Here is a 23,323-nt window from a genome sequence, read left to right as displayed (position 1 = left end):
AATTTGATATTCTGTTAATAATACATCCCCTTTTTCCATAGAAATATACTGCTGATTTATCATTTGATCCCCTTTTTCCATAGAAATATACTGCTGATTTATCATTTGATCTTCTATGTCTACTGCTGTTTTTCCTACACTATATCGCTTTTGCATTATAAAAGTTAATTTTTCTTTTTCTTTTTTATAACACATATATATTTCTTGAGATTTTTTATCTATCTCAATATCATTAAACACCATCCCCTCCGGCAGATATCCCAATCTTACCGGATCAAATCCCAATTCATCTTTAATCTGCTGATACGCCTGTTCTTCCGCATCCATTTCATTCAATCCAGATTCACTGTTATTCCCCTCTACATTGGCATTAATAGTAGCTCGATTTCTCTCTCCAAACATCTCCCGCGCAATCTTCAACGCCTGTTTTGGTCCTCCGACACTGGCAATAGTAAAGCCAGAGGTCACTGCTATTACAATTCCGATTCCCGCAGCTGCTGATACAATATTTTTCTTCCAACTGCCAGATTTTGTACGTCTGTTTTTCTTTCGCTGAGATTCTTTTGAGGAAGCGTCTATCTTTCGCTGCCTTTGGAGTTCTTTCCCAAGCTTCAACGCTTCTCTGTCTTCTTCGGATAACTGCGCATAAAGCTGTTCCTGAAGTTCTCTCTGTTTTTCATATTCCTCAATTCGCTTTTCCAGACGTTCTTTCATTTCCGGTGTCGGGTTCAGCACAGAATGATTGGACATCTCTGTTTGTTCAGAATGTTCGGAAGGATTTTTTATTCTATTCTCACTTGATTTATTGCATAATTCTTTCTTTTCATCCATACATCAGCCTCTTTCTTTCTGATTATCTTGCACTTTTTTTTAAATCTGTTAAGATAATCGTAGAAAATATTAGGAGGGGAACTTTATGAAACGCATCATATTAACCGGCGGTGGTACTGCCGGACATGTTACACCGAATATTGCCCTGCTTCCTCGTTTGAAGGAACTCAATTACGATATCCATTACATCGGTTCCTACAATGGAATCGAAAAAGAACTAATCGAACAATTCGGGATACCTTATCACGGAATTTCTTCCGGAAAGCTTCGCCGCTACTTCAGCATGAAGAATTTTTCTGATCCATTCCGCGTATTAAAAGGATTCAGCGAAGCTAATAAATTAATTAAAACACTAAAACCAGATGTCATATTCTCTAAAGGAGGATTCGTATCTGTCCCTGTTGTTATGGCGGGAAAGCGAAGACACGTTCCTACAATTATTCATGAATCTGATATGACACCAGGTCTCGCTAACAAACTTTCTATTCCTTCCGCAACGAAAGTATGCTGCAATTTTCCGGAGACCCTTGAACACCTCCCGAAAGAAAAAGCAGTTCTGACCGGTTCCCCGATCCGTCAGGAACTTCTTCACGGAAATAAAATCGCAGCCCTTGATTTTTGTCATCTGACTGCGAATAAACCTGTGATTCTTATTATCGGAGGAAGCCTCGGCTCTGTTGCAGTCAACAATGCAGTCCGTGCTGTCCTTCCGGAACTTTTAAAAGATTTTCATGTTGTGCATCTTTGCGGAAAAGGAAAAATTGATGATTCTTTAAAAAATCTTCCTGGCTATGTCCAGTTTGAATACATTAAGGAAGAACTCAAAGATTTGTTTGCGCTTGCAGATATTGTTATTTCCCGCGCCGGTGCCAATGCAATCTGTGAACTTCTGGCATTGCATAAACCTACCCTTTTAATTCCGCTCTCTGCAAATGCAAGCCGCGGAGACCAGATTTTGAATGCCCGTTCCTTCGAACGGCAAGGCTTCAGCCTTGTACTAGAAGAAGAGAATTTAACAAATACCTCTCTTCTGGATACTATTCACAAGTTATATGACAATCGGGAGTCCTATATCAGTGCAATGAAAAAATCTTCACAGCAGGATTCCATTGATACAATCATTCATTTGATTGAACAGGCTGCAAAATAGTTCTTCAAAAAACTATTTCATTCTTTATGGGACTGTTGCAAAATAGAACTTATCTACAGACAATTTCTTCGGAGCTTTCCGACACTTGCCTTGTATTTAAAATCTTTTTGCAACAGTCCTATCTTATATCTTTGTGATTTCTGTGTATTTACTGCCATATTGCTTTTTTAGCTTTGCCTTGGTTCTTGACATCATTGTATAAAGCGCATTCTCTGACATATGAAGCCGATGTGCAGTTTCTTTTCGTGTTTCCTTCTTCTGATACAAAGCCTTAAGCGCTTCGTATGCGTTCTTATGTTCATGCTTTGCCTCTTCAAAAATCTGATTGCATAATTCTTCTGCTTCCCTTTGACAAAACTGACGGATATATGCATCTTCTGTACTTGAATATCCGTTTATCATTTCATCCTCCTCTATCTGGAGCTGATCAAAATCTATATAATCCAATTCATGTTTCAGCTTCTTCACTAAGTTAAAGGAGACATTTTTTGTTACTTTAATCAACCAGCTTTTTTCAAATTCAACATCATTTTCACGAAGATAAACATAATATTTATACATGACTTCCTGCACAACATCTTGTGCCAGATGTTCATCTTTCAAAATATCAGCGGCTATATTTAAAATCACTTTAGCATAATCATCATAAATTTTATTCCAAAATTCATTTTGTAATTCTTGTTTATTCATACCCTCATCCCTATGGATCTCATTCTCAGGTTCTTATCCTTTGTATTGATTATGCTATATCGTCTCGTGAAATTTTGTTAATATCTCTTCTTTATCCTCATCTGTCAGTTTACCCATATTCCAACCCAGTCCTACCTGATCGTCTTTATAACGCGGGATCAGATGCAGATGGAAATGATGAACTGTCTGACCGGCTGCTTCTCCATTATTCTGGACAAGATTATAACCATCGCATCCAAGCGCCTTTGTCATTCTTGTAATCATCTTTTTTGCAAGTACAAGCACTTTTGATGCAGTCTCGTCATCCAGCTCATATAAATTATCATAATGTTCTTTTGGAAGAATCAGTGCATGTCCTTTTGATGCCGGTCCGAGATCAAGAATTACCCGGAAATCATTATCCTCATATAATGTTGCAGTCGGGATTTCACCATTCGCCAATTTACAAAAAATACAATCATCTTTTTTCATTTTTCAACACCTCATTTGCTATTATAACTTACTATTCTTGCGGAATTTGTCACAATTTGTTTCTTGATTTTATTTGTATAATTATTTACCCAGTGCTAGACTTGTCATATAGAAAGGTGGGATAAATATGATAACAAATACTTTTTTAAATACGATGGATGACAACTCATTTTCTTTAAGTCAGATGACTCACGAACTGCGAAATCCTCTGACAATCATCTACAGCACACTGCAGCTTATCGAACAGCAGCACCCGGAAGTGGCATCTTATACTCACTGGGACTCTTTATTCGATGATGTAGAATTTATGATAGAACTTCTTACGAGACTATCCGCTTACGGACACGGTGCCGCACCTTCATTTGAAACAATACATACAACACCATTCCTTCAGCACGCTGCTCTTTCTTTTGCAGCATCAATCTCTTCTTCAGATATTGAATTCACATCTTATATTGCGCCGGAACTACCAGACCTGGTGGGTGATCCGACCTTACTGAAAGAAGTTTTGATTAATCTGCTAAAAAATGCTTCTGAGGCCATCGATCCGGAACATAAAGGCGATATCACCGGCTCTATTCACCTCAAAGCATTCATGCGCTGCGGAAAACTCCATATTACCATTTCCGATTCAGGATGTGGCATTGCCCCTGAACAGATTGACCGCATTTTTGATCCCTTTGTCAGTTTCAAAAAAGGCGGCTCCGGAATCGGACTTGCAATTGTAAAACGAATCGTCAATTCGCATATGGGTACACTAGATCTGACTTCCAATATCGGATACGGAACTACCTTTTCGGTAATTCTTCCGGTAAAAAAATATGGAACTGATAAATCCACATATAAGACCTCCGATATGAGCCATAACATCAATCCCGGCAGTTGTAAACCCATAATAAGATGTAACTAAAATCATGACAAGGATTCCTTTCCAGGTCAGACTTCCGATCCTGCCTCCATTGCGTATTGCAATATAAAGGAGAGCGCCTACCATACCGAAAATGGCTCCGGATGCACCGGCAGAAACTGCATAATCAGCGGTTTGTATCTCACTCAGCATCGAGAACAGATTGCCGCCGATTCCACTAAGCATGTAAATACACAAAAATCTTAGTTTTCCTGTTTCAAACTCAACTTGAGAACCAAGAACAAAAAGCATAAACATGTTATTTACCAGATGATGAAATCCAAAATGCAGAAACATACTTGTAATAATTCTATAGTACTGCCCGCTCTCAAAAAGAGGAACGTACATAGCCCCTGCTTTCAGCATCCATGCGCCGTTTTCGGTATTTCCAATACATTCCAGTACAAGAAATACAGCGATATTAATTGCTGCAATCCCTATCGTCATCCATGCCTTTTTCCCTGTTGTCATGCCGGCTTCCTTTCTAATGTTTACCAATTTTAGTACTTGAGTCTATTATAGTATAGTTTAAAATTCACTACAATCCTTATTTTCTCAATTTTTCCAGAGTTTTTAATAATTTTCAGTATCTCGAAGCCGCTTTCTTCCAAATAGTCCCGTCAATTTACCAAAAGGTGTTTTTGCTTCTCTGAGTATTCCGATTCCCATTCCTTCTTCCTCGATAATATCTTCATATCTAAAAATTTCTTCTGCTTCACTTTCTTCCTTTTCCTGCTCCCCCATCATCCGATATGCCTGTTCTAACGCTCTATCCATACAATAGTTTTCCGCCGTTGTAATTCTATGCAGTTCATAGGCGAGGCAAATTCCTGTCTTATCTTCACAATCTACCTGACGGATTAAGTACTCGGAAAACTCACGAAACGCCTGATGAAGATTCCCTGTATGAAGCGGATAATAGCAGAATAAAAATTTGTGCTTTTCATAAAAGATAAATTCCGGTTCCAATATGATTCTATCCGGATCAAGCATAAATGCCTCCAAACATTTTATCGTTTCTGTCAGCTGTATTATAAGACTGCAAATCTCATCAAACTGTATTCCTGTTTTCTCATAAAGAGCGCGAATAGATATCTTTCCACTGATATCATACTTATACTGTGTTTTTGTCCCTACTCCCTGTACTATGATCGGCAAAATTCCTTCCGGTCGATTTTCCTCAAGCATATAAACCTGATAATCTTTCTCTCTGATTCCTGCCACTTCTAAAATCAACTGTGTTCGATTTAATTCTCTTCTGTAAGATATATCCATAGTCTACTCCCCCACTTCTCTAAAATGTCTAACTCTGCGAACTTCCCGTTCCGGAATAGTGATATTCATAACCGCATCTGCCCGAATGCGCATTCGTCTTTATATGCAGCTGCATTTACCGCTACCTTTTCCTCTTCACATACAATTTCTACCGTTGCTGCAGAAAAATAAATCATTTTTCCACGAATCCGCTCCTGCAAATGTCCAGCCAGCTCTTCTGTCTCCGGAGGCGTTAAAAGCCTCATTCTCTCACTGGCAATGCTTGCTGTTTCAATCACTGCACTTTGCAAAATATGTTTATCATGAAAGAAAAAAGAAAGGTACACCGCGCTGACAATTACCAGAAAAACTACGGGAAATATTGCTGCTGTTTCGACCGTAAAGCTTGCTCTCAAATTATATTTATCACACATTTCTATATCTGTTCTATATTTCAAATCAAGATCACCCCTAAACATCCCACTGCAAGAAACGGAACAAACGCAAGACGCTTTTTCTTATCCCAGTGCAGAAATGACATACCAAATATTGCAGCACATGCCATACCAAATAAAGCAATCATACAAATATATACTGTTTTCCACAAACCAAATACCACTCCCAGAATCAATACAATCCATCCATCTCCGTATCCAACACCTTCTCTCGTCATACAACTAAGAATGAGAAATAATACTCCCGGAATCATTCCGGATATGAAAACCGGAAATGATATATTGCCACCGACTCTTGCAATCACTGCCAGAACGGTAAGCGCTCCCAAAAGTAATTTGGGAAGACGATGCTGTTTCCAATCAAGCATGCCAAGCCCGATCATTAATATTACAGCAATTGTTTCAACAGACCGCACTCCTATCGTGAACATTTTGAGCACGCCCCCTTTCCTCTGACTTCACTTTTTTCTACCGCATATACTATTCTCTGAAGTTTGCTGCACGCTGCTGAAGTATGATAACGGTCTCCTGTGTCCGTAATATAATAATGGCCGGTATGAACTGCATTTCCACAAGAATGACACGGATAGTATTTCCCTCCGCTGCTATTTCGAAGTTCTTCTACACTATTTGCCGAAACCTGCCGTACGGATGGTTCCAGATAAGTACAATGCGGGTTCTTATGGTACACAATCCCTGTTTCTGTCACATAGACAATTTCCGTCGGCAGTATTCCTTCAAGTCCTCCGCCCTGATATCCTGTCCATGCTTTTACTCGTATTTTTTCTTCACAGCGAACAGGCGGAATCCTCATAACCGGAATCGGCAGACGTACTTCATACACTGCTTTTAGATAAACAATTCCATCTGCCATAGAATACCAGGAACCATGACAATCAATTCCTGACGCACCGCCGCTAATTAGACTATTGTCCAGCCGTTCCCTTCCGGCGCTTTCTCTTACCCCCTCTTCGACTTTTGAAGTAATAACTGCCGGTATCCCATAGACCTGCTCTGCTGCTTCTTTTCCTGCTGAACGCAAGCCTTCCTTTACCGATACCTGCAGCGTCATTATCTCAATAAGATACAGCAGACATACAAGCGCCAGAAAGAAAAATGGTACAATTAATGCCGTTTCAAGCGTGATACTTCCCGGCAAAGAGGCAAATATAGATGCCTTTTTCACAGATTTGTGGGAAGATTTCCTCTTAGTCAGAGATATGTCGGCGTCTTTCTCCTTTCTTAATATTATTTTATTTTGTTTGCGTAAATATATGGATGAAAAAGGCATCCGTATTCACCTCCTTACCGATACTCATAACATGTTTTAAACTGATAGCTGATCCCTCGCCGAAATGTACATGTTGTACGCATCTCTATTTTATTTACAGATTTGTCTGCCCGAAAATAATCCATTCCTTCCTGCTTCCTCAGATTTATTTCCAACATATCAATCGCGCGCATCCTCATTGTTTCTTTTGCTGTTACTGCGTAAAACATCCGCAAATAATCTTCGTATCTGATTCCGTTCTCATCTTTCGTTTCTTCCTGTGTCTGCTCATCCGGAATCAGAATTTCTGAGAATTCTGTCCTCCAACTGCTGTCTGTCTTCCAGAAAACACACTTCTCTCCCGCCATTAATATCCGAAGATCTGCAACTGTTTCTCTATAAGACCACACAAGCAGCAAGGCATGTTTTAATACCTCTGTCAATTCCGGCATGAGAATTACTGCACTAAGTGCTGCCGCCCATGTCTGTGCTTTCGCGCACCGCTGCGCATCTGACAGAAGAAAACCATAATTTAATGCAAGACGAATTCCCTGTATTTTCCTTAATACTCTGGTAAGATTTTCCCCATCCTCATCTGTTCCTTCCAGAATATACTCCATCTCATACGCTAATCCCTTTCCGCAGTCTTCTCTTTCTGTAACTCCATTATTATAATGACGAAGCATATATTCTCCGAATAAAATATCTGATACAGTTTCATTTCCCAGAACCTGATTTGAAAATTCTCCTCTTCCGCTTAACAGTCTCCGCCCAGTTGGCAGCTCAGACATATTTACTCGTTTTTCGGAGATTTGTTTTGACTTTGGAAGAATCTTCTTCAGAAAATCATCATTTCTCATTCGGATAACATCTGTAAACGGGTTTTCTTCAGACGGCAGCGCCTCTTCTACTTCTTCCAATGCCTGATCCAATTCTTCCTCTCTGTCGGTATACTGCTCTTCTTGTTCTTTCCACAACTCTTCCATCTTCGGAATCTGCTCCAAAATACCATGACCAATTTCTGTTTCCATCCAACGGACTGCCTGCTCATAAAACGCCTGTCCGTTATGATCCGTCAACATTTGAATCTTTTCAATTTCATGCTCTGCCTCCATTCCGGCATAATAATTAAGACGGTCACATATTTTTTTCTCTTCATAGGTATCGCTTTCATAACTTCCATCTAATGAGAAAATATGATACAACTCAAATAATTTACTGTGATATTCAGCAAATACCGAATCCATTGCAAGACTGACATCCGCTCTTTTCTCACTCTTCATCCCCTGCAGCGATGCACTCTCTAAAATTCCACCGATAAATGAAAGAAATATAACAAATAGTAAGCTGAGAAACACTGTCATTTCTGCATGTACACTGCCGGATAAACTTTTAAATTCCTGAGCTTTCATTAACAATTTTTTGAAAAATAGAATTCACAATACTTGTCAGCTGTGATTTAAAGATTAGCACAAGACCGATCAGTACGACCAAAATCAACAATACTTCTACAACACCAATCCCACTGTCTTCCTTCAAATTTTCAATGCTTTGTTTCCATCTAATCCATAACATATTCATACACATTCTCCCTTCATTTCAAAAATTTCCCCACATTCCTAGACGCTCATGGAGAAAAATGCCGGCACTACAACTATCAGCAGTACCACTCCAAGCATTAGAAACATTGGCATCAAAAGCTTCGTTCCTGCTTCCTCTCCCTGTTGTTTTGCCTGTCGTTTTCGATCTGCAAATGCAATCGCAGCCTCCGTTCTCAACAACATTCCCATCCCCTTCGCGCCTTTTTTCAGATTCTGGGACAGCATTGCGCCAAATTTCATATAAGCTGCAGTTTTGCAGCGCATTCCAAATCTTTCGTAACACTCTTCTTCCGGAATCCCACTTTGCATTTCCCGAAGTGTACAACGCATTTGCCGTATTAATTCTCTATCACTTTGTTCCGAGCTTTCTACAATCATCTTCCACGCCGCTCTCACTGTCATTCCGGCGCCTGTCAGCAGCGTAAACTGATGTAACAACTCCGGATAATCAAGTATCAGCTGTTCTTCCCTCTCCTTTCTCTGTTTTTCTTCCTCCTGGCGTGTCAGCAGTAAAGAAATTGCTGCCACGATTACTCCAATTCCCAGTACAGGAGCAGACCGCCCTTCTGCCTTCTTCTCCCATGTAACCTTTCTTCCCTCTACTTCCTCGGGAAGTTCCAAATATCTTTCGCTTTTTTGATCTCTTCCCGCATCTTCAGCTGCTTTTTTTGCCTTTTTGGCAAATACACTCAGCTTTTCTTTCGGGTATACTGTAACTGTTTTTTCATAAACGGCTTCCTTCTCCTGGCATTTCATATAACCTGTAATCCATACTTGCGTTCCTGTTTCTTCCGGCGAAAGAATATTTCCCTGAAGATCAATTACATCATATCTGCTGAATTCCCAACGGACAGCAATTTCCATTCCCGGCACTTTTGTCGGCAGGACAAGCGGTTTTCTAATTTCTTTTTCGGAATGATTTTCACCAAGAATCACTTGATCCAACGCATCTCTTGCCTTCGGCCACAACTCTTCCAGCTCCTTTTCCGTATATGTCTGAGGTTGTATTTCTATGACAACCTTTTCCCGCTCTCCACCTGCCTCTACATATAACTCCTCTGTTTTCTTTGCACCGCCATAACCATTTCGTTCAATTTTTCCACCATTACTCAAATCTGCCGCTTTTTTATCCACAAAATATAGCCCGACTGCAAGTACTGCTGTGCATAAAAGAATCAATCCTGCCCGGAGGACCTCTTTCCTTCCGATCCAGCGTTCTTTCTCTTGTTCTCTCTGCTTTCGTATATATATTTTTTCTCCCTCCTTCAAAATTCTTTCTAAACTTCAATCTCAATAATCCGCTTTCCCCACAGAAATGCTGACACATATACTGCCAGACACACTGTCATGAATATCATTCCAAAGGCTGTCCCATACAACATTTCCATAAATTGCGGAAAGCACAGTTTCATATACGCAATCATCCCCGCCGGAATCCCGGCCATGACATAAAATTCCATTTTCTTCGCTGCATAAACTACTTCAATTTCTTTCTTCACCTCCATCCGCTCACATAGCTGGCGAATCGCATTCTGCAAAACCTCCACAAGATCTCCTCCATTTCTTCTTGCCAGTACCATTACTGTAGTAAATGCTCTTACATCCTCATGACCGGTCCTCTTCGCCAATCCTTCCAACACCTGCTCTGCCGGAACATTCATTTCTAATTGCCTTCTCATATATTGGAGTTCTCTGTTTATACGACATTGGGATGAATACAATTTATCCAGATCTTTCTGTGCCTGAAGCAGTGCATTTTCCACAGAATATCCAAGTTTTAATGCGTTTGCTACTGACTGCATCATATCTTTTAACTGTATTCCAAACTCTCTCTTTCGTTTTTTCTCTAATTCTTTGCGATAATATACCAGATAGATTGCTGTCAACGGCAGAAACAAAAATGCTCCGATTCCGCTTCCGTAACAAAGATATCCGGCTGCTCCTGTAAGTGCTGTTCCCTGCACGATACCTTTTAACACTTCTCTTTTACGAATATCCTGCTGCCAGTAATTTTTCTCTCTGCGTAAGCGCACCGCATTTCACCAACTTTCCACAAATCTTGCCTGAGCTAACGGATTCTTCCACAAATTCATACAACTTATTCACACGAATCCCCTCCTCCGCACAATCAAGTACTTCAACAATCTCCGCCACTTTTCTGCTCTTATCCCTGAACCGGCTCAGATGCACTATGATATCCACGCCGGAGGCGATCTTTCTCTGAATTGCCAGAAGCGGAATGTTGAGTCCGGTCAAAATCATTGTCTCAAGCCGCATCAACATATCCTGTGGACTGTTGGCATGCCCGGTACTCATAGATCCCGGATGCCCTGATGACATTGCTTCAATCATAGAAAATGCTTCAAATTGGCGCACTTCCCCGACTAAGATCCTGTCCGGACGCATCCGAAGGGCTGATTTAAACAAATCCTGAATCGTAATCTCTCCAATCCCCTCTACATTGGCGTTGCGCGCCTCCAGACGCACAAGATTTCGGATTCCCTGTATCTTAAGCTCTGCGTTATCTTCAATTGTAATGACTCGCTCATCTTCTGGAATAAACTCTGACAATGCATTTAGAAATGTGGTTTTCCCGCTTCCGGTTCCCCCACTAATAAAGATGTTATACTTTGATTTAACAAGAAGTTTTAAGAATTCTGCTGTTTCTTCATCAAGAGCGCCCCAATACACTAGCTGCTGCATGGTTACTGCCTCTTTTGGAAATTTTCTTATTGTAACAATCGGTCCATTCAAAGCGGTAGGACTTAATACGACATTTACCCTGGAGCCATCCGGCAGCCTGGCATCCACAATAGGCGATGCTTCATTGACAATCCGGTTCGCTCCGGCTACAATCTGCTGAATGACGTCTTCCAATTTCTTTTTCGAATAGAAATGTCTCTCTACCTCATAAAGCTGTCCGTGTTTTTCCACAAAAATCTTCTCTGTACCGTTAATCATAATCTCTGTTACTTCTTCATCTTCCAGAAATTCCTGGATGATATCCAATTTCCGAAAGGTATTAAACAATTCTTTTCCGATAGACGCCTTTTCTTTCAGTGGAATAAATTCCCGGCTGGAATGCAATTCTAATATCTCACGGATCATTTCTGCCAGCGTATCATCTTCCACTTCTTTCGACAGATCTATCTCACTCAAAATCTCTTCCTGGATTTCTTCTATCCATACATTTCTTTTCCTCTGTTCCACGCTTCTCCTTCCTTGCCGGTTTTATTCTTCCGCAAACCGGATTCGTTCCAACAGATGCGCTTTTCCCATCTGCCGCATATTCGTCTGAAACTGTAATATCCGTTCTTCTTCCTCTTCATCTGATGCATTTTGCATATAAATTTCCTCACAAAGTTCCAACATCGGAAGAAGCCCCTGCACACATTCCGCAAGATCAAGAAGAATTACTTCAAACTTACTTTCAGAGCAGATTTGTCCAAGCAGCATCTCCCACTCTTCCCAGGATACCATTTTCAAATCTTCTCCATTTTCCATTGGCAGTACCACTGACATTCCGTCTATATGACGACATATCGTCCCTGCCCGAATCCCTGTCCTTTGATCGCCTTGCCGAATGTAATAAATAAGTTCCGATAGCCCTCTGTAGTTTTCTCCTTCCTGATACCATCCTGAATACGGCTGAAAATTAAGATAAAGCACTTCTTTTTTTCTGGCAATCTCTTTTCCAAGCGCCAAAGCCATTCTCGTCTGTGCCGTACTCTGCACCGGAGAATAGAAACCGATTATACGTCGTTCTTTACTGACAAGCCGAAATAATGATGCCTCCTGCCGTTCAAGACACTTTTCCAGAATCTCCTGCAAAATATCTTCCGCCGGCTGATACTTCCTGACGGCTGTTTCTCTGTCCGCAAGATTGCATCCCCCTTCCCCAACTAGAACAAAGCAGTGATCACAAGCAATCTTCTCTCGCTCTCTTACAGGAAATGTCTCGCCGATCAACAAGATATAGATTCTCCGTCTTTTCAAAAACTCCACTGCCTCTTCTACAGAAGAAAGCCACCGAACTTGCACATAGAATTCTGCATGTGCTTGCACCCGCTCCATAAAACGGATTCCATACTCCCGTTCGCTGTCGCAGATTACAAAATTTTTCTCCTCCAAGCATGTCCTCCTTTCTTTTTTGTATTCGCGTAATCTGGAAATTCTTACTGAAACATAAAGACTTAAAAATAGATAAATGAACTTAGATAAAATAGATAAATAAGAATTTTAGAAATTACTTGTAGGCATATTATAGCACAAGAAAATTTCTTGTCCATAACCTTTTCACAGTTTCTTCAACTTTGTGAAAGTCTCACAAAATTTGATAGAACAAAATCGCATAAAGGAGCGCAACCCCAGGAATTCCAAGGATTGCGGATGTCAAAAGCGACACCGGATTCATACCGACCGCAACCGGAATCTGCTGAGATTCCAAATATAAATTTAATCCATAAATCACTGCCATACCCACAATTGCCCGCACTATGAAATGTACTGCTATCGAAAATCCTCGTCTCTCTGACATAATTTTGCCACCTGTTTCTTTCTTGATTTATGTATATGTGAAGTATTGGTATTTTATACACATTTTGGCACATACTACAGTTACAAATACCTACAGAAAGGAGCTGTCATGGGAATTTTTCATAAAAAGCAGACACTTCCGCCAGATCAGAAGCTTCTCTTTGATGAAATCAATAAAGCAAAAACGCAAATGGAACTGGCACACATTAATTTTCAATCTGCCCTTGATCCCGATCTTATCGACTACTATATTTACGAGGGAAATGCCGCCTGGAAACGATATTGCTTTCTGCTGCGACAGGCCCGGCTGCAATAATGAAAATCTCCCGAAATGGAGAAAATGTCTTTCTAGTACAGACATTTCCCCACTTGGGAGATTTTTTAATAAACTTATACCTGAATCTTAATTTCTCTTCCGCTGCGTTCATAAGCACGAATCTTTACGCCTGCCGCACGCATCATTCGCTTGGAACCGATGACTGACGGTGTATCGGCATATTTATCACAGTCATAAATTACTTCTTTGATTCCGCTCTGAATAATCGCTTTCGCACATTCATTACACGGAAACAGCGATACATACAGCTTAGATCCTGCCAGACTTCCTCCGGTATAATTCAGAATTGCATTCAATTCGCTGTGTGTCGTGTACAGATATTTTGTTTGAAGCGGATCTTCCCCTTCTCTGTCCCACGGAAATTCATCATCCGAGCACCCCATAGGAAATCCGTTATAACCAACTGATAAAATACGATTCTCCTGACTTACAATACAGCATCCCACCTGAGTATTCGGATCTTTTGAACGCATACTGGACATCTTCGCAATTCCCATGAAATACTCGTCCCAGGAAATATAGTCGCTACGTTTTGGCATTTCTGCCACCTCCATTATTTTGTTCCGAAAATACGGTCTCCTGCATCTCCAAGTCCCGGCACAATATAGCCGTGATCATTTAATTTCTCATCCAGCGCTCCAATATAAATGTCCACGTCAGGATGACATTCCTGCATCTTTTTCACACCTTCCGGAGCGGCAATAATACACATAAAATGAATATTTCTCACACCTTTATCCTTCAGCATCTGAATGGCAGCAACGCTTGAGCCTCCTGTGGCAAGCATCGGATCTACTACAAATACTTCTCTCTCCTGACAATCTGCCGGAAGTTTACAATAATATTCCACTGGTTCTAATGTCTCCGGATCTCTGTAAAGTCCAATATGTCCAATTTTAGCTGCCGGAATCATAGAAAGCATTCCGTCCACCATTCCGAGTCCTGCTCTTAAAATCGGTACAACCGCCAGTTTCTTTCCGGATAATTCTTTTACAACCGTCTTGCAGATCGGCGTCTCAATCTCAACGTCCTGAAGCTTCAGATCTCTTGTTGCTTCATAGCACATAAGCATCGCAATTTCACTGATAATTGCACGAAATTCATTCGTTCCGACATTTTTTCTCCTGATCACTCCGATTTTATGCTGAATCAGCGGATGATCCATCACTTGTACTTTTGACATATGCTTCTCCTCTATTCTTTGACCGTTGTCCGGTCTTTCATATCGTTTCTAGTCTTCAATCTGTGAGATTCGTCTTACATGCCGTTCATCATTTGAAAACTCTGTATTTAAAAATGTATCAACGATCTTAACTGCAAGACCAGGTCCAATTACACGTCCGCCCATTGCCAGTACATTTGCATTATTATGCTCTCTCGTTGCCTGCGCTGAAAAGCAGTCGGAACAAAGTGCGCAGCGCACTCCTTTGATCTTATTCGCTGCAATAGAAATACCGATTCCTGTTCCGCAGATCAGGATTCCTTTCTCGCATACGCCCTCTGCAACAGCATGTCCTACAAGCTTTCCGTATTCCGGATAATCTACAGATTCTCCATGACATCCAAAGTTCTTATACTCCAGATTATTTGCTTCCAGATATTTGATGACCTCCTGCATCAATTCATATCCACCGTGGTCACATCCAAGTGCTATCATTTTTCTTCTGCCTCCTTATTTAACTTTTCTGCAAGTTTTCCGATCAGATCTGCAAGTTCCTCAAAAGTCTCTCCATAACTTGCAAGGGGCTGTCCGTAAGGTGATATAACATCCCCTTCTCCGCCGGTAAATTCTTTTAATGTATAAATATTCTCACATTTTTCACATTCTGCAAGAATCTTATTTTTTAATTCTTCACTCATTGTCAAAACAAGTGTCTCATCTGTCAGTACCTCTGCATCAAATGCTTCTGCCTGATGATTCTCAAGCGTCAGCTGCTTGCTCTTCATAATCGCTTCCGCTTTCTGATTGGCAGGTTCCGGAAAAAGCACTACCAAGCCTCTGGAACTGATCTCATACTCCTGTTTCAGCGGCTGTGACCGCAAAAGTTCTGCAGCCATTGGTCCACGACTGTTATCGCTGTCACTGACAAAGATAATTTTCCGGAATTTCTGAAGCTTTACAATCTCTGAAGCGGGAATGATCTGATGCCCTGCTGCCTTCATCAGACGATTCATTACTGCTGTTCCTATTCCGTCTGCCTCAAATGCCTCACTGTAGATATACTCCACTTCTTCCTCATCAAATTCTCTGAGAATCCGATACAGGTTCTTTGCTACTGTTGCTTCATTTTCCCGTGTTCCTATCGGTTTCACAATTCCATAAGTATAATCTTTCTGTGTCTCATTGGACGCAATAATCCCAACGCCTTTCCCCAACCGGATCTTGTCGTAAGTAAGCTGCCGGATTGCTTTCACAACATCCGGAATCTCACCTTCCACAATCGTAAGCCTTGCTTTCGGCGCATAGTGACGATACTTCATTCCCGGCGCCTTCGGTGCTCCTTACTCTGATCTGAAAGAAGCGTTTGATCAACAGCAACTTCGCCAATCACTTCTTCCAGCATTTCCTTCGTCACAGCTCCCGGACGCAGAATCATCGGCGGAATAACCGTCATATCTACAATTGTAGACTCCACACCAATCTGTACGCTGCCGCCGTCAAGAATCATATCAATCTTACCGCTCAGATCATCCGCTACATGAGATGCCTCTGTCGGACTGGGCCGTCCTGATGTATTTGCACTTGGCGCTGACACATATCCTCCTGCTGCACGAATCAGAGCCCTCGCCGTATCATTCGCCGGCATCCTCACTGCAACTGTATCGAGACCTCCTGTCGTTCCATACGGCACAATCTCACTCTTCTCAAAGATCATCGTCAGCGGTCCCGGCCAGAAACGCTTCGCCAGACTGTGAGCCGCCGGCGGGATTTCTTTTACGATCTCATCCAGCGCTTCAATATCTGCAATATGAATAATTAAAGGATTATCAGACGGGCGTCCTTTCGCCTCATATGTTTTCCTTGCGGCCTCCTCATCTAAGGCATTCGCTCCGAGACCATAAACAGTCTCTGTCGGAAACGCCACAAGCCCTCCATCCTCTAATATCTCCCCAGCCTGTCGGATTGCTTCTTTCTCTAATTCATTTGTACCTGTTTTCTTAATAATTGTTTCCATAGTCCCCATTATAGCGAATTTCTTAACGCTTGACAAGGGAAATACACTGCTCTATTCCCTCTGCAATCGCTTTCGCAGCCTCATTCTGGTACTCTTCTCCCGAGAGTTTTTCTGCCTCTTCACGATTGCTTAAAAACCCACACTCTACGATGATCGTTGGCACTTCCGTCTTCTTTAGGAGATAATACGTTTCGTTTGCTTTTGCTTCCCGGTGGTTTGTTTCATCCAAAGCTTTGAGCGCCGCTTGCATCTGCTTTGCCAGTTCTTCCCCTTTTTTTGAGTGTTTATAATAGAATACCTGCGCCCCTTTTATAGATTCTTCTGTATAACTATTTTGATGAATACTGACCGCAAGTGTCGGTCGTATCTCATTAATCATTCTGACTCGCTCTTTCATATCTTCAATCTTCTTCTGTTTTGATCCTTCCGGAGCAAGCAATCTATCTTCTGTCCGCACCATTTTGCAGGAAATGTTTTTCTCTTTTAAGAGTTTTTCAAGTTTTTTCGCAATTTCAAGATTAATATCTTTCTCCAGCGCCTGATTAATCCCAACCTTACCCGGATCCGTTCCCCCGTGCCCTGCATCGATTATTACATCAACGGAGTCTATTTTTCCGGATGCCTCCTGAGCAATCATCCTGCTTAAACGTCTGCTGAAGATTAACGCTCCAATCATAAGAAGAAGTACGAATGTCAGTTCCAGTTTTCGCTTCATTTCTGCTTCCTTCACAGCTTTTGTTTACATATATATGATAAATAACACACGTTCATTCCCTCAATGCTGTTCTGAAATAACAGCAAAGCTGCCAGACAAACACGTTTCTCTGACAGCTTTTATTTATAACCCGCTTTATTAATACTTTTCCACTCTATTATTTTCATTTTTATACTTTCATCATATATCCGCTTTCCACGGAATCCATTAATTTTTGCAGCGCCAATTCTAATTCGTCATGGAATACCTCCATGGCTTCCTGATAAATCTGTTTTTTAATCTCACATGTTACTGCGCTGCACTGATTTCTCTTTGTTGTCTTCTTATACTCCATCTGTAGCCGAAAATACAGACTTCTCAATAAATTCGAATTCTGCGTATTAGCTGTATCCAGGTATTTATCCAACAGTTCCTGATTTCCTTTTGTCAGCGCGGTCTCAAAAGCATGACGAATCGCTCGTTCCACTCTGGAGGCAGTTGTATTATTCTTTTTAGCAATGTCCATATAAAGAGAGCATATCTTTCCGTCTGGATAATAAGGATCTGTATCAAACAGCTCCACCGCATCACAAATATAAGTCAGTCCTTTCACGCTTGCCGGAATCCCCATTCGCAATAGTATATCCATTGTCGTTTCTCTCATTACTCTACTTCCTTTCTCTTTTTCAAAACAACACTACCATACTGCACCCATTATATGTCCCTATGCAACTTTTGTCAATGTTTTTTGTTTACAACGTAGCACTTATTTGTTGACAACGTATAACTTTTAGATTACTATATACTAGAACTGTTACAGTCATTTTGAATTATATTGTATTTTTAAGTTGATATATCATTTTCTGTAAGAAAGGGTAATTTATCATGAATAAACGAATCAAAGAAATACGGCAAAATGCCGGTATGACACAGCGGGAATTTGCTGACAGAATCGGTGTCTCAAGAAATACAATCGCAGCATACGAAACTGACGCCCGTGTTCCTATTGACGCCATTATTGTTTCGATATGCCGCGAATTTAACGTAAACGAAGACTGGCTTCGCACCGGTCTCGGAAATATGTATGCAGAAGTCAACCCTGATATCCAACTTTCCAAAGCACTTGGCTCTCTTTTGAGAGAAGAAGCCGGTTCTTTTAAGAAACAGCTTATCCTGTCCCTTCTTGAATTAAATCAAAAAGAATGGGACACTCTTGAAAAGCTTATCACTTCTGTTACTAAAAAATACAATTTATAAACTCTTATTACAGTCTACGGTATAACAGGGATATTGTCAACAATTTATAACAAATTTCTTGTAACTATAATTGATTTTACAAGTTTTTTTATAGTATATTTATTTTATAGCATGTAGGTAAAAATGTATAAGGGAGGATTTCTTATGGGAATCGGTGAAAGAATCCGTCAGCGTCGGATGGAATTAAATATATCTCGCAATCAACTCGCCAATATGGTTCATGTTACACCTTCTGCCATCGCAAATTATGAAAACAGTGTCAGCTATCCAAAACCAGATATTTTTATTGCATTAGCTATCGCACTTGATGTAGATGCCAATTATCTCTTTCGCGATCTGCTGCTTGGAAGCTTTGGGACAAACGGTCGCTGTCTCGAATTAACAGATGAGGAAAAGATTGCAATCACAAAATATCACGAGCTCCCTCCTGCCGGCAAGCATCTTGTCCAAATGGTAATCGACGAAGAACATACCCGCGCCCAGAAAGAAGGCTGGGTAGAATTTCCATGTATGTTTCCGGGCCTTCGCAAGAAAAATTCCGGATTTTTACTTTCAGATTTCCCCCGTGTGATTCGTATTAAACAAAAACATGTCGTACCTGATATGGATTTTTGTTTTCAGATACAATTGGATCGATATGCGCCTGTATTTAAGAAATATGATATTCTTGCTCTCTCCCGCACACCGGCAGCACACAATGAGATGGGTATTTTTTGCCTGAATGGAATTTACTATATTCGTATGCTCTATCAAACGGAAACCACTCGTATCTTATGTTCTCTTAATGTCATTGATTCGGACATTTATGTAACAGAAGAAGATTCCTTTGAGTGCATTGGCAAGATTATCGATCATATTTACGGCGATTATGAAATACAGGGCGATACTCCGTCCTCATTCAACTAATTCTTTCTCCTTATCCGAATAAAAATCTTCTCTGTCATTGACTAAAACAAAAAATACTCCCTTCCAGACATTCTCTTTGCTAATCATACTGATCATCTCACAGTTTTGTCCGGAAAGGAGTATTTCCAATTTCTTGAATTTTAATTTACATATTTCAATATTAATTCCCAAATATCCGGAGTTTCATATCCGATTCTCCAGGCGCCGGTTCCCGCCAGTTGATATTCCTTCATTAATTTCAGCTTCTCTTCAAGCGATGCTGCATCTTCAAGCCATATCTTGTATTTCTTTCCATCTGCACCATCCCACTCGGCATAATTCTGTCTCGTAGCTTCATCCCACACAGCTGTAACTCCAGCCGCTGCTACTCTCGCCTGTGCATCTGACATTCCAAGCGTCTCACATTCGATTGCCATCGGATATTTCGCCGCCTCTGTGTCTTTCTGTTCCACCAGTTCTTCTTCAGTTTTCGGACGTTCAGACCACAATCTTGTATAGAACGGAACGGCATTGATTACTTTCTCCGCCGGAACTTCTTTCAGCGTATTCTCAATTCCTTCCTTCACAAAATCATAGGAAGCTACCGAACCGCTTTCGTAAGAATTGCTTTGATGTTCGTCATATCCCATAATGACCACATAATCAGCAAAAATTCCCTGTTCTTTTCTGTGGTACTGAGCATTATATCCCTGAGGCACATAATTATCTACAGATAATACAAGATTATTCTTTCGACACTTCACAGATAATTCCCTGATAAACTGAATAAAATGGAATCCGCTTTCCTCTGTATAAATATGCTCAAAATCCACATTAATTCCGTCTACACCGGTCTGAATTGCCGCAGCTATTAACTGATTTGTCAGATTCTCACGTCTTGAAGTGTAGCTTAGCATCTCCTGAATCTCTTCTGCTGTCGTAAGACCGCCAAACCCATGATCAAAGTCATTAACCATCGCCCACACTTCAATTCCGGACTGATGTGCATAATTCACATATTCCGGACTCGCGATAGAAATCAGATTCCCCATTGTATCCTGCACAGAAAACCATGTCGGAACAAGCGTTGTAAGACCTTTTGTATTCGCGATTGTCTCAAGCACACCGGAATTAGCGCTCTGGTTCGTTACCATATTCCATGCCATATTAATCGTACGGTCTCTTTTGATACTCGTAAACTGCGGTTCTTCAAAAGCACGCGATAACTTCTTTACCTGCTCTTTCTTCAGGCAATTTCCTTTCACATAACCGATATATCCATCATTGGTACGGACTTTTTTCCAATCGCCTTCATTCTCAATAAATGTAACCTTATCCTTCTTACTGAGTTCTGTTAGTACAGGACTTTTCACACCGCCGCGTACGCGAACCTGCGTATCTTTCCGGACAACTGCTTCTTTAATTTCTCCAAATCCTGCTGTAATGACAACACGGTTCGGATTTTGAAACATCTCATAATCAAAATTCGTATACTTTTGTACAAAGTCAAGAGCAATATATGCAGTAGGTCCTTCTGTTTTCAAGATCACATATTCTTCAGCATTCACTGCTGTTCCTACTGTATACTCACTGCTTCCGACTCCCACAGAAACAACATCTGTCGGCAACGTATAAAGTAAAATATTCTCATTCGCATCCCAGTAGAATCGCTCATTCACATAATCTCTGACAGCAGTATACTCAATATACGGCCTGCCATCATAAAGCATTCCCTGCGCTTTCAGATTCTCTGTTCCAACAATGACAGCAAGCTGGTTTTCCTGATTGATTCCATAATATTCTTTCTTATCTGCTTTCTCCTTCGATGGGCCGTATCTCAACCAAAATAAAGCTGTTCCAAGGGCTATCACAATCAGGAATAATAATACTCCTACTCGGATGATTGCATTTCGTCTGCGTCTTCTGCGTGAATTCTTTCTCTTTCTTCCTGCATTCGAGGCTCTGCCGGAATTCACTCTTCTCGCATGTTCATTATTCCTCACATCCATCTGCGTCCTGTCTTCCATCCGGCGTCGCGGTCTGACTTCCTGCGAATTTCTCTCGGATGATCGGCGTCTTTCAGGATGATTCTCTGTTCTTCTTTGTTCGTCCATTTAATCCCTCCTGTCAGACCTTATTATAACAATATTTTACTTATTCGTCATTAACTATTTCGACAATTTCTCCTCCTAAAAACAGACAAAGCATCCTCGGGGCATTGAGTTCGATTCTTCTACAATGTGTAAAAGCAAAGTTCACTGATATGTCCGTCGTTATCAAGGATATAATCTCTCATATAGCTCTTTTCTTCCTTTATCATATGGGCTGTTGTAATCTGCATCGGGCTTGCCGGTTTTCCATCCATCATAATCGGAATCCCATATTTCTCATACAGTGACAGTTCTTTAAACAGCTCCTGATATTTGTCCTGATCCACCCCCATAGTATGATCCTTTCTAAAATGATAACGGCTGCCGCTGTAACAGACATTCTCCATAAGGCTTGTGATATATTATTACATGATATGTCTGTTTGCTTATCCGAGATAGTACTGAATCAAATTAATAAGTAACGTTCTGTTCTAATTACTTTAAGTATTTTCTCTTGATGATTAGTTGCCGGAAATGGCATTGAAATAAAACAGATTAAAAATAATAGACAAAATTTCTTTCAGATTCGTTAATGATATGTGAGTTCTAAGTATATCCTCCTTTCTCTGTAGACACAGCCGTAGAATATACTATCTTCTTGTGGAAATTATACGAATTTCTCTCCTCTTTTGCAAGCCTTTTTATCTTTTTTTTCATTAAAATTCCATATATATAACTTTCTGCCGTTTTTCTTTACATTTTTTTATTTTTTGTTTATACTATTAAAAAGTAAGAATATCTTATTGATAGAAGGAAGTGATGCTATGAAAATTGAAAAAATAAACGACAACCAGATACGTTGTACGTTGACTCGGGCAGATCTCGATGACCGCCACTTGAAACTCAGTGAATTGGCATACGGATCTGAAAAAGCAAAATCACTTTTCCAGGATATGATGCAGCAGGCATCCTCTGAATTTGGATTCGAGGCAGATGACATGCCTCTGATGATCGAGGCAATTCCTTCGGCAGATTCCATTGTACTGATAATTACGAAAGTAGAGGACCCAGAAGAACTGGATACCCGGTTCTCTAAGTTTGCTCCTTCTCCGTCTGATACAACAGATGCCAAGAAGCAGGCTGTCCTTGAAAAACTCGAAGGTGCAGAACAGCTCCTTGATATACTAGATAAAGTAAAGAATGCAGTTGCCAAAGTTCCTGAGACACCACCGGCGCCAAAGCCGTCTGTAAGGCTGTTCTCCTTCGGCAATCTTGACAGTGTCATCGAAGCATCCCATTTACTTGCACCGATGTACTATGGAGCCAGTACTTTGTACAAAGATCATAAAAGTGAACTATATCTGCTTGCAGTCACCAAGTCAGATCTCTCTGACACTGATTTCAACCGGATCTGCAACATGCTGACAGAATACGGATCTTTAGAGAAAGCATCCTCTGCATCTCTTGCTTATCTGGAAGAACATTGTGAACTGATCGTATCTGGTATGGCTGTTCAGACATTAGCGGCCATCTAGATCGAGTAGGAGCTAATCATTAATTGATTAGCCGACCTCTCACACCACCTAGCATACCGTTCAGTACTAGGCGGTTCCTTAGTTTTCACAAACTACTAGATAATAGTCAAGCATGGATGTATAACCTAGCTTGGCTATTACTTTCTTTGAAAAGATTTGGTTCAAGACTTTCGCCATTCTCCAG

Annotated in this window: 27 protein-coding genes and 2 pseudogenes; 6 read left to right on the top strand and 23 right to left on the bottom strand. The window is 40.8% G+C overall.

All coding sequences use genetic code 11. The annotated features are described in order from the left end of the window. The coding region (locus tag DWX73_RS09695; protein ID WP_118348588.1) for a DUF4367 domain-containing protein at positions 1 to 831 on the bottom strand (831 nt) is incomplete at its 3' end. A gap of 85 nt (positions 832 to 916) precedes the next feature. Here DWX73_RS09695 and DWX73_RS09690 point away from each other — a divergent pair. Beyond that, positions 917 to 1,981, top strand: a complete 1,065-nt coding sequence (locus DWX73_RS09690; protein WP_118348587.1) for an undecaprenyldiphospho-muramoylpentapeptide beta-N-acetylglucosaminyltransferase — start codon at positions 917 to 919, stop codon at positions 1,979 to 1,981. A 123-nt stretch (positions 1,982 to 2,104) separates the two neighbouring features. Here DWX73_RS09690 and DWX73_RS09685 read toward each other — a convergent pair whose 3' ends face one another. Beyond that, positions 2,105 to 2,671 (bottom strand): RNA polymerase sigma factor, encoded by a 567-nt coding sequence (locus DWX73_RS09685; RefSeq protein ID WP_118348586.1) that lies wholly within the window; start codon positions 2,669 to 2,671, stop codon positions 2,105 to 2,107. A gap of 54 nt (positions 2,672 to 2,725) precedes the next feature. Then, positions 2,726 to 3,142 carry an HIT family protein gene (locus DWX73_RS09680; protein WP_118348585.1) on the bottom strand — a complete coding sequence of 139 codons (417 nt, stop codon included), beginning with the start codon at positions 3,140 to 3,142 and terminating at the stop codon, positions 2,726 to 2,728. 127 nt (positions 3,143 to 3,269) lie between these two features. Here DWX73_RS09680 and DWX73_RS14090 point away from each other — a divergent pair. After that, positions 3,270 to 3,899, top strand: a pseudogene (locus DWX73_RS14090) (sensor histidine kinase); the annotation flags it as partial. Here DWX73_RS14090 and DWX73_RS09670 read toward each other — a convergent pair. The 12 genes from DWX73_RS09670 to DWX73_RS09615 all read right to left on the bottom strand — a co-directional run bounded on the left by DWX73_RS09670 (position 3,900) and on the right by DWX73_RS09615 (position 13,166). Continuing rightward, positions 3,900 to 4,520, bottom strand: a complete 621-nt coding sequence (locus DWX73_RS09670; protein ID WP_242996815.1) for a rhomboid family intramembrane serine protease — start codon at positions 4,518 to 4,520, stop codon at positions 3,900 to 3,902. A gap of 102 nt (positions 4,521 to 4,622) precedes the next feature. Further along, complete coding sequence (locus DWX73_RS09665; protein ID WP_118348583.1) at positions 4,623 to 5,324, bottom strand: DUF6382 domain-containing protein; 702 nt, start codon at positions 5,322 to 5,324, stop codon at positions 4,623 to 4,625. A 65-nt stretch (positions 5,325 to 5,389) separates the two neighbouring features. After that, entirely contained in the window at positions 5,390 to 5,761 is a 372-nt protein-coding gene (locus tag DWX73_RS09660) for a TadE family protein (RefSeq protein ID WP_158556847.1), read from the bottom strand. Beyond that, the gene (locus tag DWX73_RS09655) at positions 5,758 to 6,189 is read right to left on the bottom strand and encodes a prepilin peptidase (RefSeq protein WP_118348582.1); all 432 of its coding nucleotides are present in this window, start codon (positions 6,187 to 6,189) and stop codon (positions 5,758 to 5,760) included. The genes DWX73_RS09660 and DWX73_RS09655 overlap by 4 nt, the downstream gene beginning before the upstream one ends. Then, positions 6,177 to 7,049, bottom strand: coding sequence for a pilus assembly protein (locus DWX73_RS09650; RefSeq protein ID WP_242996814.1), 873 nt, complete (start codon positions 7,047 to 7,049; stop codon positions 6,177 to 6,179). Before DWX73_RS09650 ends, DWX73_RS09655 begins: the two co-directional genes overlap by 13 nt. Positions 7,050 to 7,063: 14 nt before the next feature. Continuing rightward, entirely contained in the window at positions 7,064 to 8,440 is a 1,377-nt protein-coding gene (locus DWX73_RS09645; RefSeq protein ID WP_118348581.1) for a DUF5702 domain-containing protein, read from the bottom strand. Then, on the bottom strand, positions 8,421 to 8,603 hold the full coding sequence (locus tag DWX73_RS09640) for a Flp1 family type IVb pilin (RefSeq protein WP_118348592.1): 183 nt from the start codon (positions 8,601 to 8,603) through the stop codon (positions 8,421 to 8,423). Before DWX73_RS09640 ends, DWX73_RS09645 begins: the two co-directional genes overlap by 20 nt. Positions 8,604 to 8,647: 44 nt before the next feature. Further along, positions 8,648 to 9,808 (bottom strand): type II secretion system F family protein, encoded by a 1,161-nt coding sequence (locus DWX73_RS09635; protein WP_147334783.1) that lies wholly within the window; start codon positions 9,806 to 9,808, stop codon positions 8,648 to 8,650. A gap of 98 nt (positions 9,809 to 9,906) precedes the next feature. Continuing rightward, positions 9,907 to 10,662: a type II secretion system F family protein gene (locus tag DWX73_RS09630; protein WP_242996809.1), complete on the bottom strand. Its 756-nt coding sequence runs from the start codon at positions 10,660 to 10,662 to the stop codon at positions 9,907 to 9,909. Then, on the bottom strand, positions 10,616 to 11,839 hold the full coding sequence (locus tag DWX73_RS09625) for a CpaF family protein (RefSeq protein ID WP_242996808.1): 1,224 nt from the start codon (positions 11,837 to 11,839) through the stop codon (positions 10,616 to 10,618). The genes DWX73_RS09630 and DWX73_RS09625 overlap by 47 nt, the downstream gene beginning before the upstream one ends. A 21-nt stretch (positions 11,840 to 11,860) precedes the next feature. Next, positions 11,861 to 12,760 carry a hypothetical protein gene (locus DWX73_RS09620; protein WP_118348579.1) on the bottom strand — a complete coding sequence of 300 codons (900 nt, stop codon included), beginning with the start codon at positions 12,758 to 12,760 and terminating at the stop codon, positions 11,861 to 11,863. A gap of 193 nt (positions 12,761 to 12,953) precedes the next feature. Next, the gene (locus DWX73_RS09615) at positions 12,954 to 13,166 is read right to left on the bottom strand and encodes a pro-sigmaK processing inhibitor BofA family protein (protein ID WP_118348578.1); all 213 of its coding nucleotides are present in this window, start codon (positions 13,164 to 13,166) and stop codon (positions 12,954 to 12,956) included. 108 nt (positions 13,167 to 13,274) lie between these two features. Here DWX73_RS09615 and DWX73_RS09610 point away from each other — a divergent pair, with 108 nt between their 5' ends. Beyond that, on the top strand, positions 13,275 to 13,481 hold the full coding sequence (locus tag DWX73_RS09610; protein ID WP_118348577.1) for a YaaL family protein: 207 nt from the start codon (positions 13,275 to 13,277) through the stop codon (positions 13,479 to 13,481). Between the two features lie 74 nt (positions 13,482 to 13,555). On the opposite strand, the gene DWX73_RS09605 is transcribed toward DWX73_RS09610, so the two are convergent. The 6 genes and pseudogenes from DWX73_RS09605 to DWX73_RS09580 form a co-directional block, all read right to left on the bottom strand. Further along, entirely contained in the window at positions 13,556 to 14,041 is a 486-nt protein-coding gene (locus DWX73_RS09605; RefSeq protein ID WP_118348589.1) for a deoxycytidylate deaminase, read from the bottom strand. Between the two features lie 14 nt (positions 14,042 to 14,055). Then, complete coding sequence (upp, locus tag DWX73_RS09600; RefSeq protein WP_118348576.1) at positions 14,056 to 14,685, bottom strand: uracil phosphoribosyltransferase; 630 nt, start codon at positions 14,683 to 14,685, stop codon at positions 14,056 to 14,058. A 48-nt stretch (positions 14,686 to 14,733) separates the two neighbouring features. Continuing rightward, positions 14,734 to 15,159, bottom strand: coding sequence for a ribose 5-phosphate isomerase B (gene rpiB / locus DWX73_RS09595; RefSeq protein WP_118348575.1), 426 nt, complete (start codon positions 15,157 to 15,159; stop codon positions 14,734 to 14,736). Further along, positions 15,156 to 16,678, bottom strand: a pseudogene (locus tag DWX73_RS15570) (L-threonylcarbamoyladenylate synthase). Before DWX73_RS15570 ends, rpiB begins: the two are co-directional and overlap by 4 nt. Before the next feature lie 22 nt (positions 16,679 to 16,700). Further along, positions 16,701 to 17,393: an N-acetylmuramoyl-L-alanine amidase gene (locus tag DWX73_RS09585; protein ID WP_118348574.1), complete on the bottom strand. Its 693-nt coding sequence runs from the start codon at positions 17,391 to 17,393 to the stop codon at positions 16,701 to 16,703. Between the two features lie 169 nt (positions 17,394 to 17,562). Beyond that, positions 17,563 to 18,036: a sporulation initiation factor Spo0A C-terminal domain-containing protein gene (locus DWX73_RS09580; RefSeq protein WP_118348573.1), complete on the bottom strand. Its 474-nt coding sequence runs from the start codon at positions 18,034 to 18,036 to the stop codon at positions 17,563 to 17,565. 221 nt (positions 18,037 to 18,257) lie between these two features. Between DWX73_RS09580 and DWX73_RS09575 the strand changes: the two genes are divergently transcribed. Both DWX73_RS09575 and DWX73_RS09570 read left to right on the top strand, forming a co-directional pair. After that, positions 18,258 to 18,629, top strand: coding sequence for a helix-turn-helix domain-containing protein (locus DWX73_RS09575; protein WP_118348572.1), 372 nt, complete (start codon positions 18,258 to 18,260; stop codon positions 18,627 to 18,629). A 144-nt stretch (positions 18,630 to 18,773) separates the two neighbouring features. Next, positions 18,774 to 19,535 (top strand): helix-turn-helix domain-containing protein, encoded by a 762-nt coding sequence (locus tag DWX73_RS09570; protein ID WP_118348571.1) that lies wholly within the window; start codon positions 18,774 to 18,776, stop codon positions 19,533 to 19,535. Between the two features lie 140 nt (positions 19,536 to 19,675). Here the strand turns inward: DWX73_RS09570 and DWX73_RS09560 are convergent, their stop codons facing one another. Next, complete coding sequence (locus DWX73_RS09560; RefSeq protein ID WP_118348569.1) at positions 19,676 to 21,628, bottom strand: glycosyl hydrolase family 18 protein; 1,953 nt, start codon at positions 21,626 to 21,628, stop codon at positions 19,676 to 19,678. Between the two features lie 119 nt (positions 21,629 to 21,747). After that, positions 21,748 to 21,957: a hypothetical protein gene (locus DWX73_RS09555; RefSeq protein ID WP_118348568.1), complete on the bottom strand. Its 210-nt coding sequence runs from the start codon at positions 21,955 to 21,957 to the stop codon at positions 21,748 to 21,750. Positions 21,958 to 22,428: 471 nt separating this feature from the next. Between DWX73_RS09555 and DWX73_RS09550 the strand changes: the two genes are divergently transcribed. Then, a complete protein-coding gene (locus DWX73_RS09550) occupies positions 22,429 to 23,139 on the top strand; it encodes an adaptor protein MecA (RefSeq protein WP_118348567.1) in 711 nt (236 codons plus the stop codon). The last annotated feature ends 184 nt before the right edge of the window (positions 23,140 to 23,323 follow it).

The sequence above is a fragment of the Coprococcus sp. AF21-14LB genome (assembly GCF_003458885.1).
Taxonomy (GTDB): Bacteria; Bacillota; Clostridia; order Lachnospirales; family Lachnospiraceae; genus UBA9414.
This window is presented reverse-complemented; position numbering and strand designations above follow the sequence as displayed.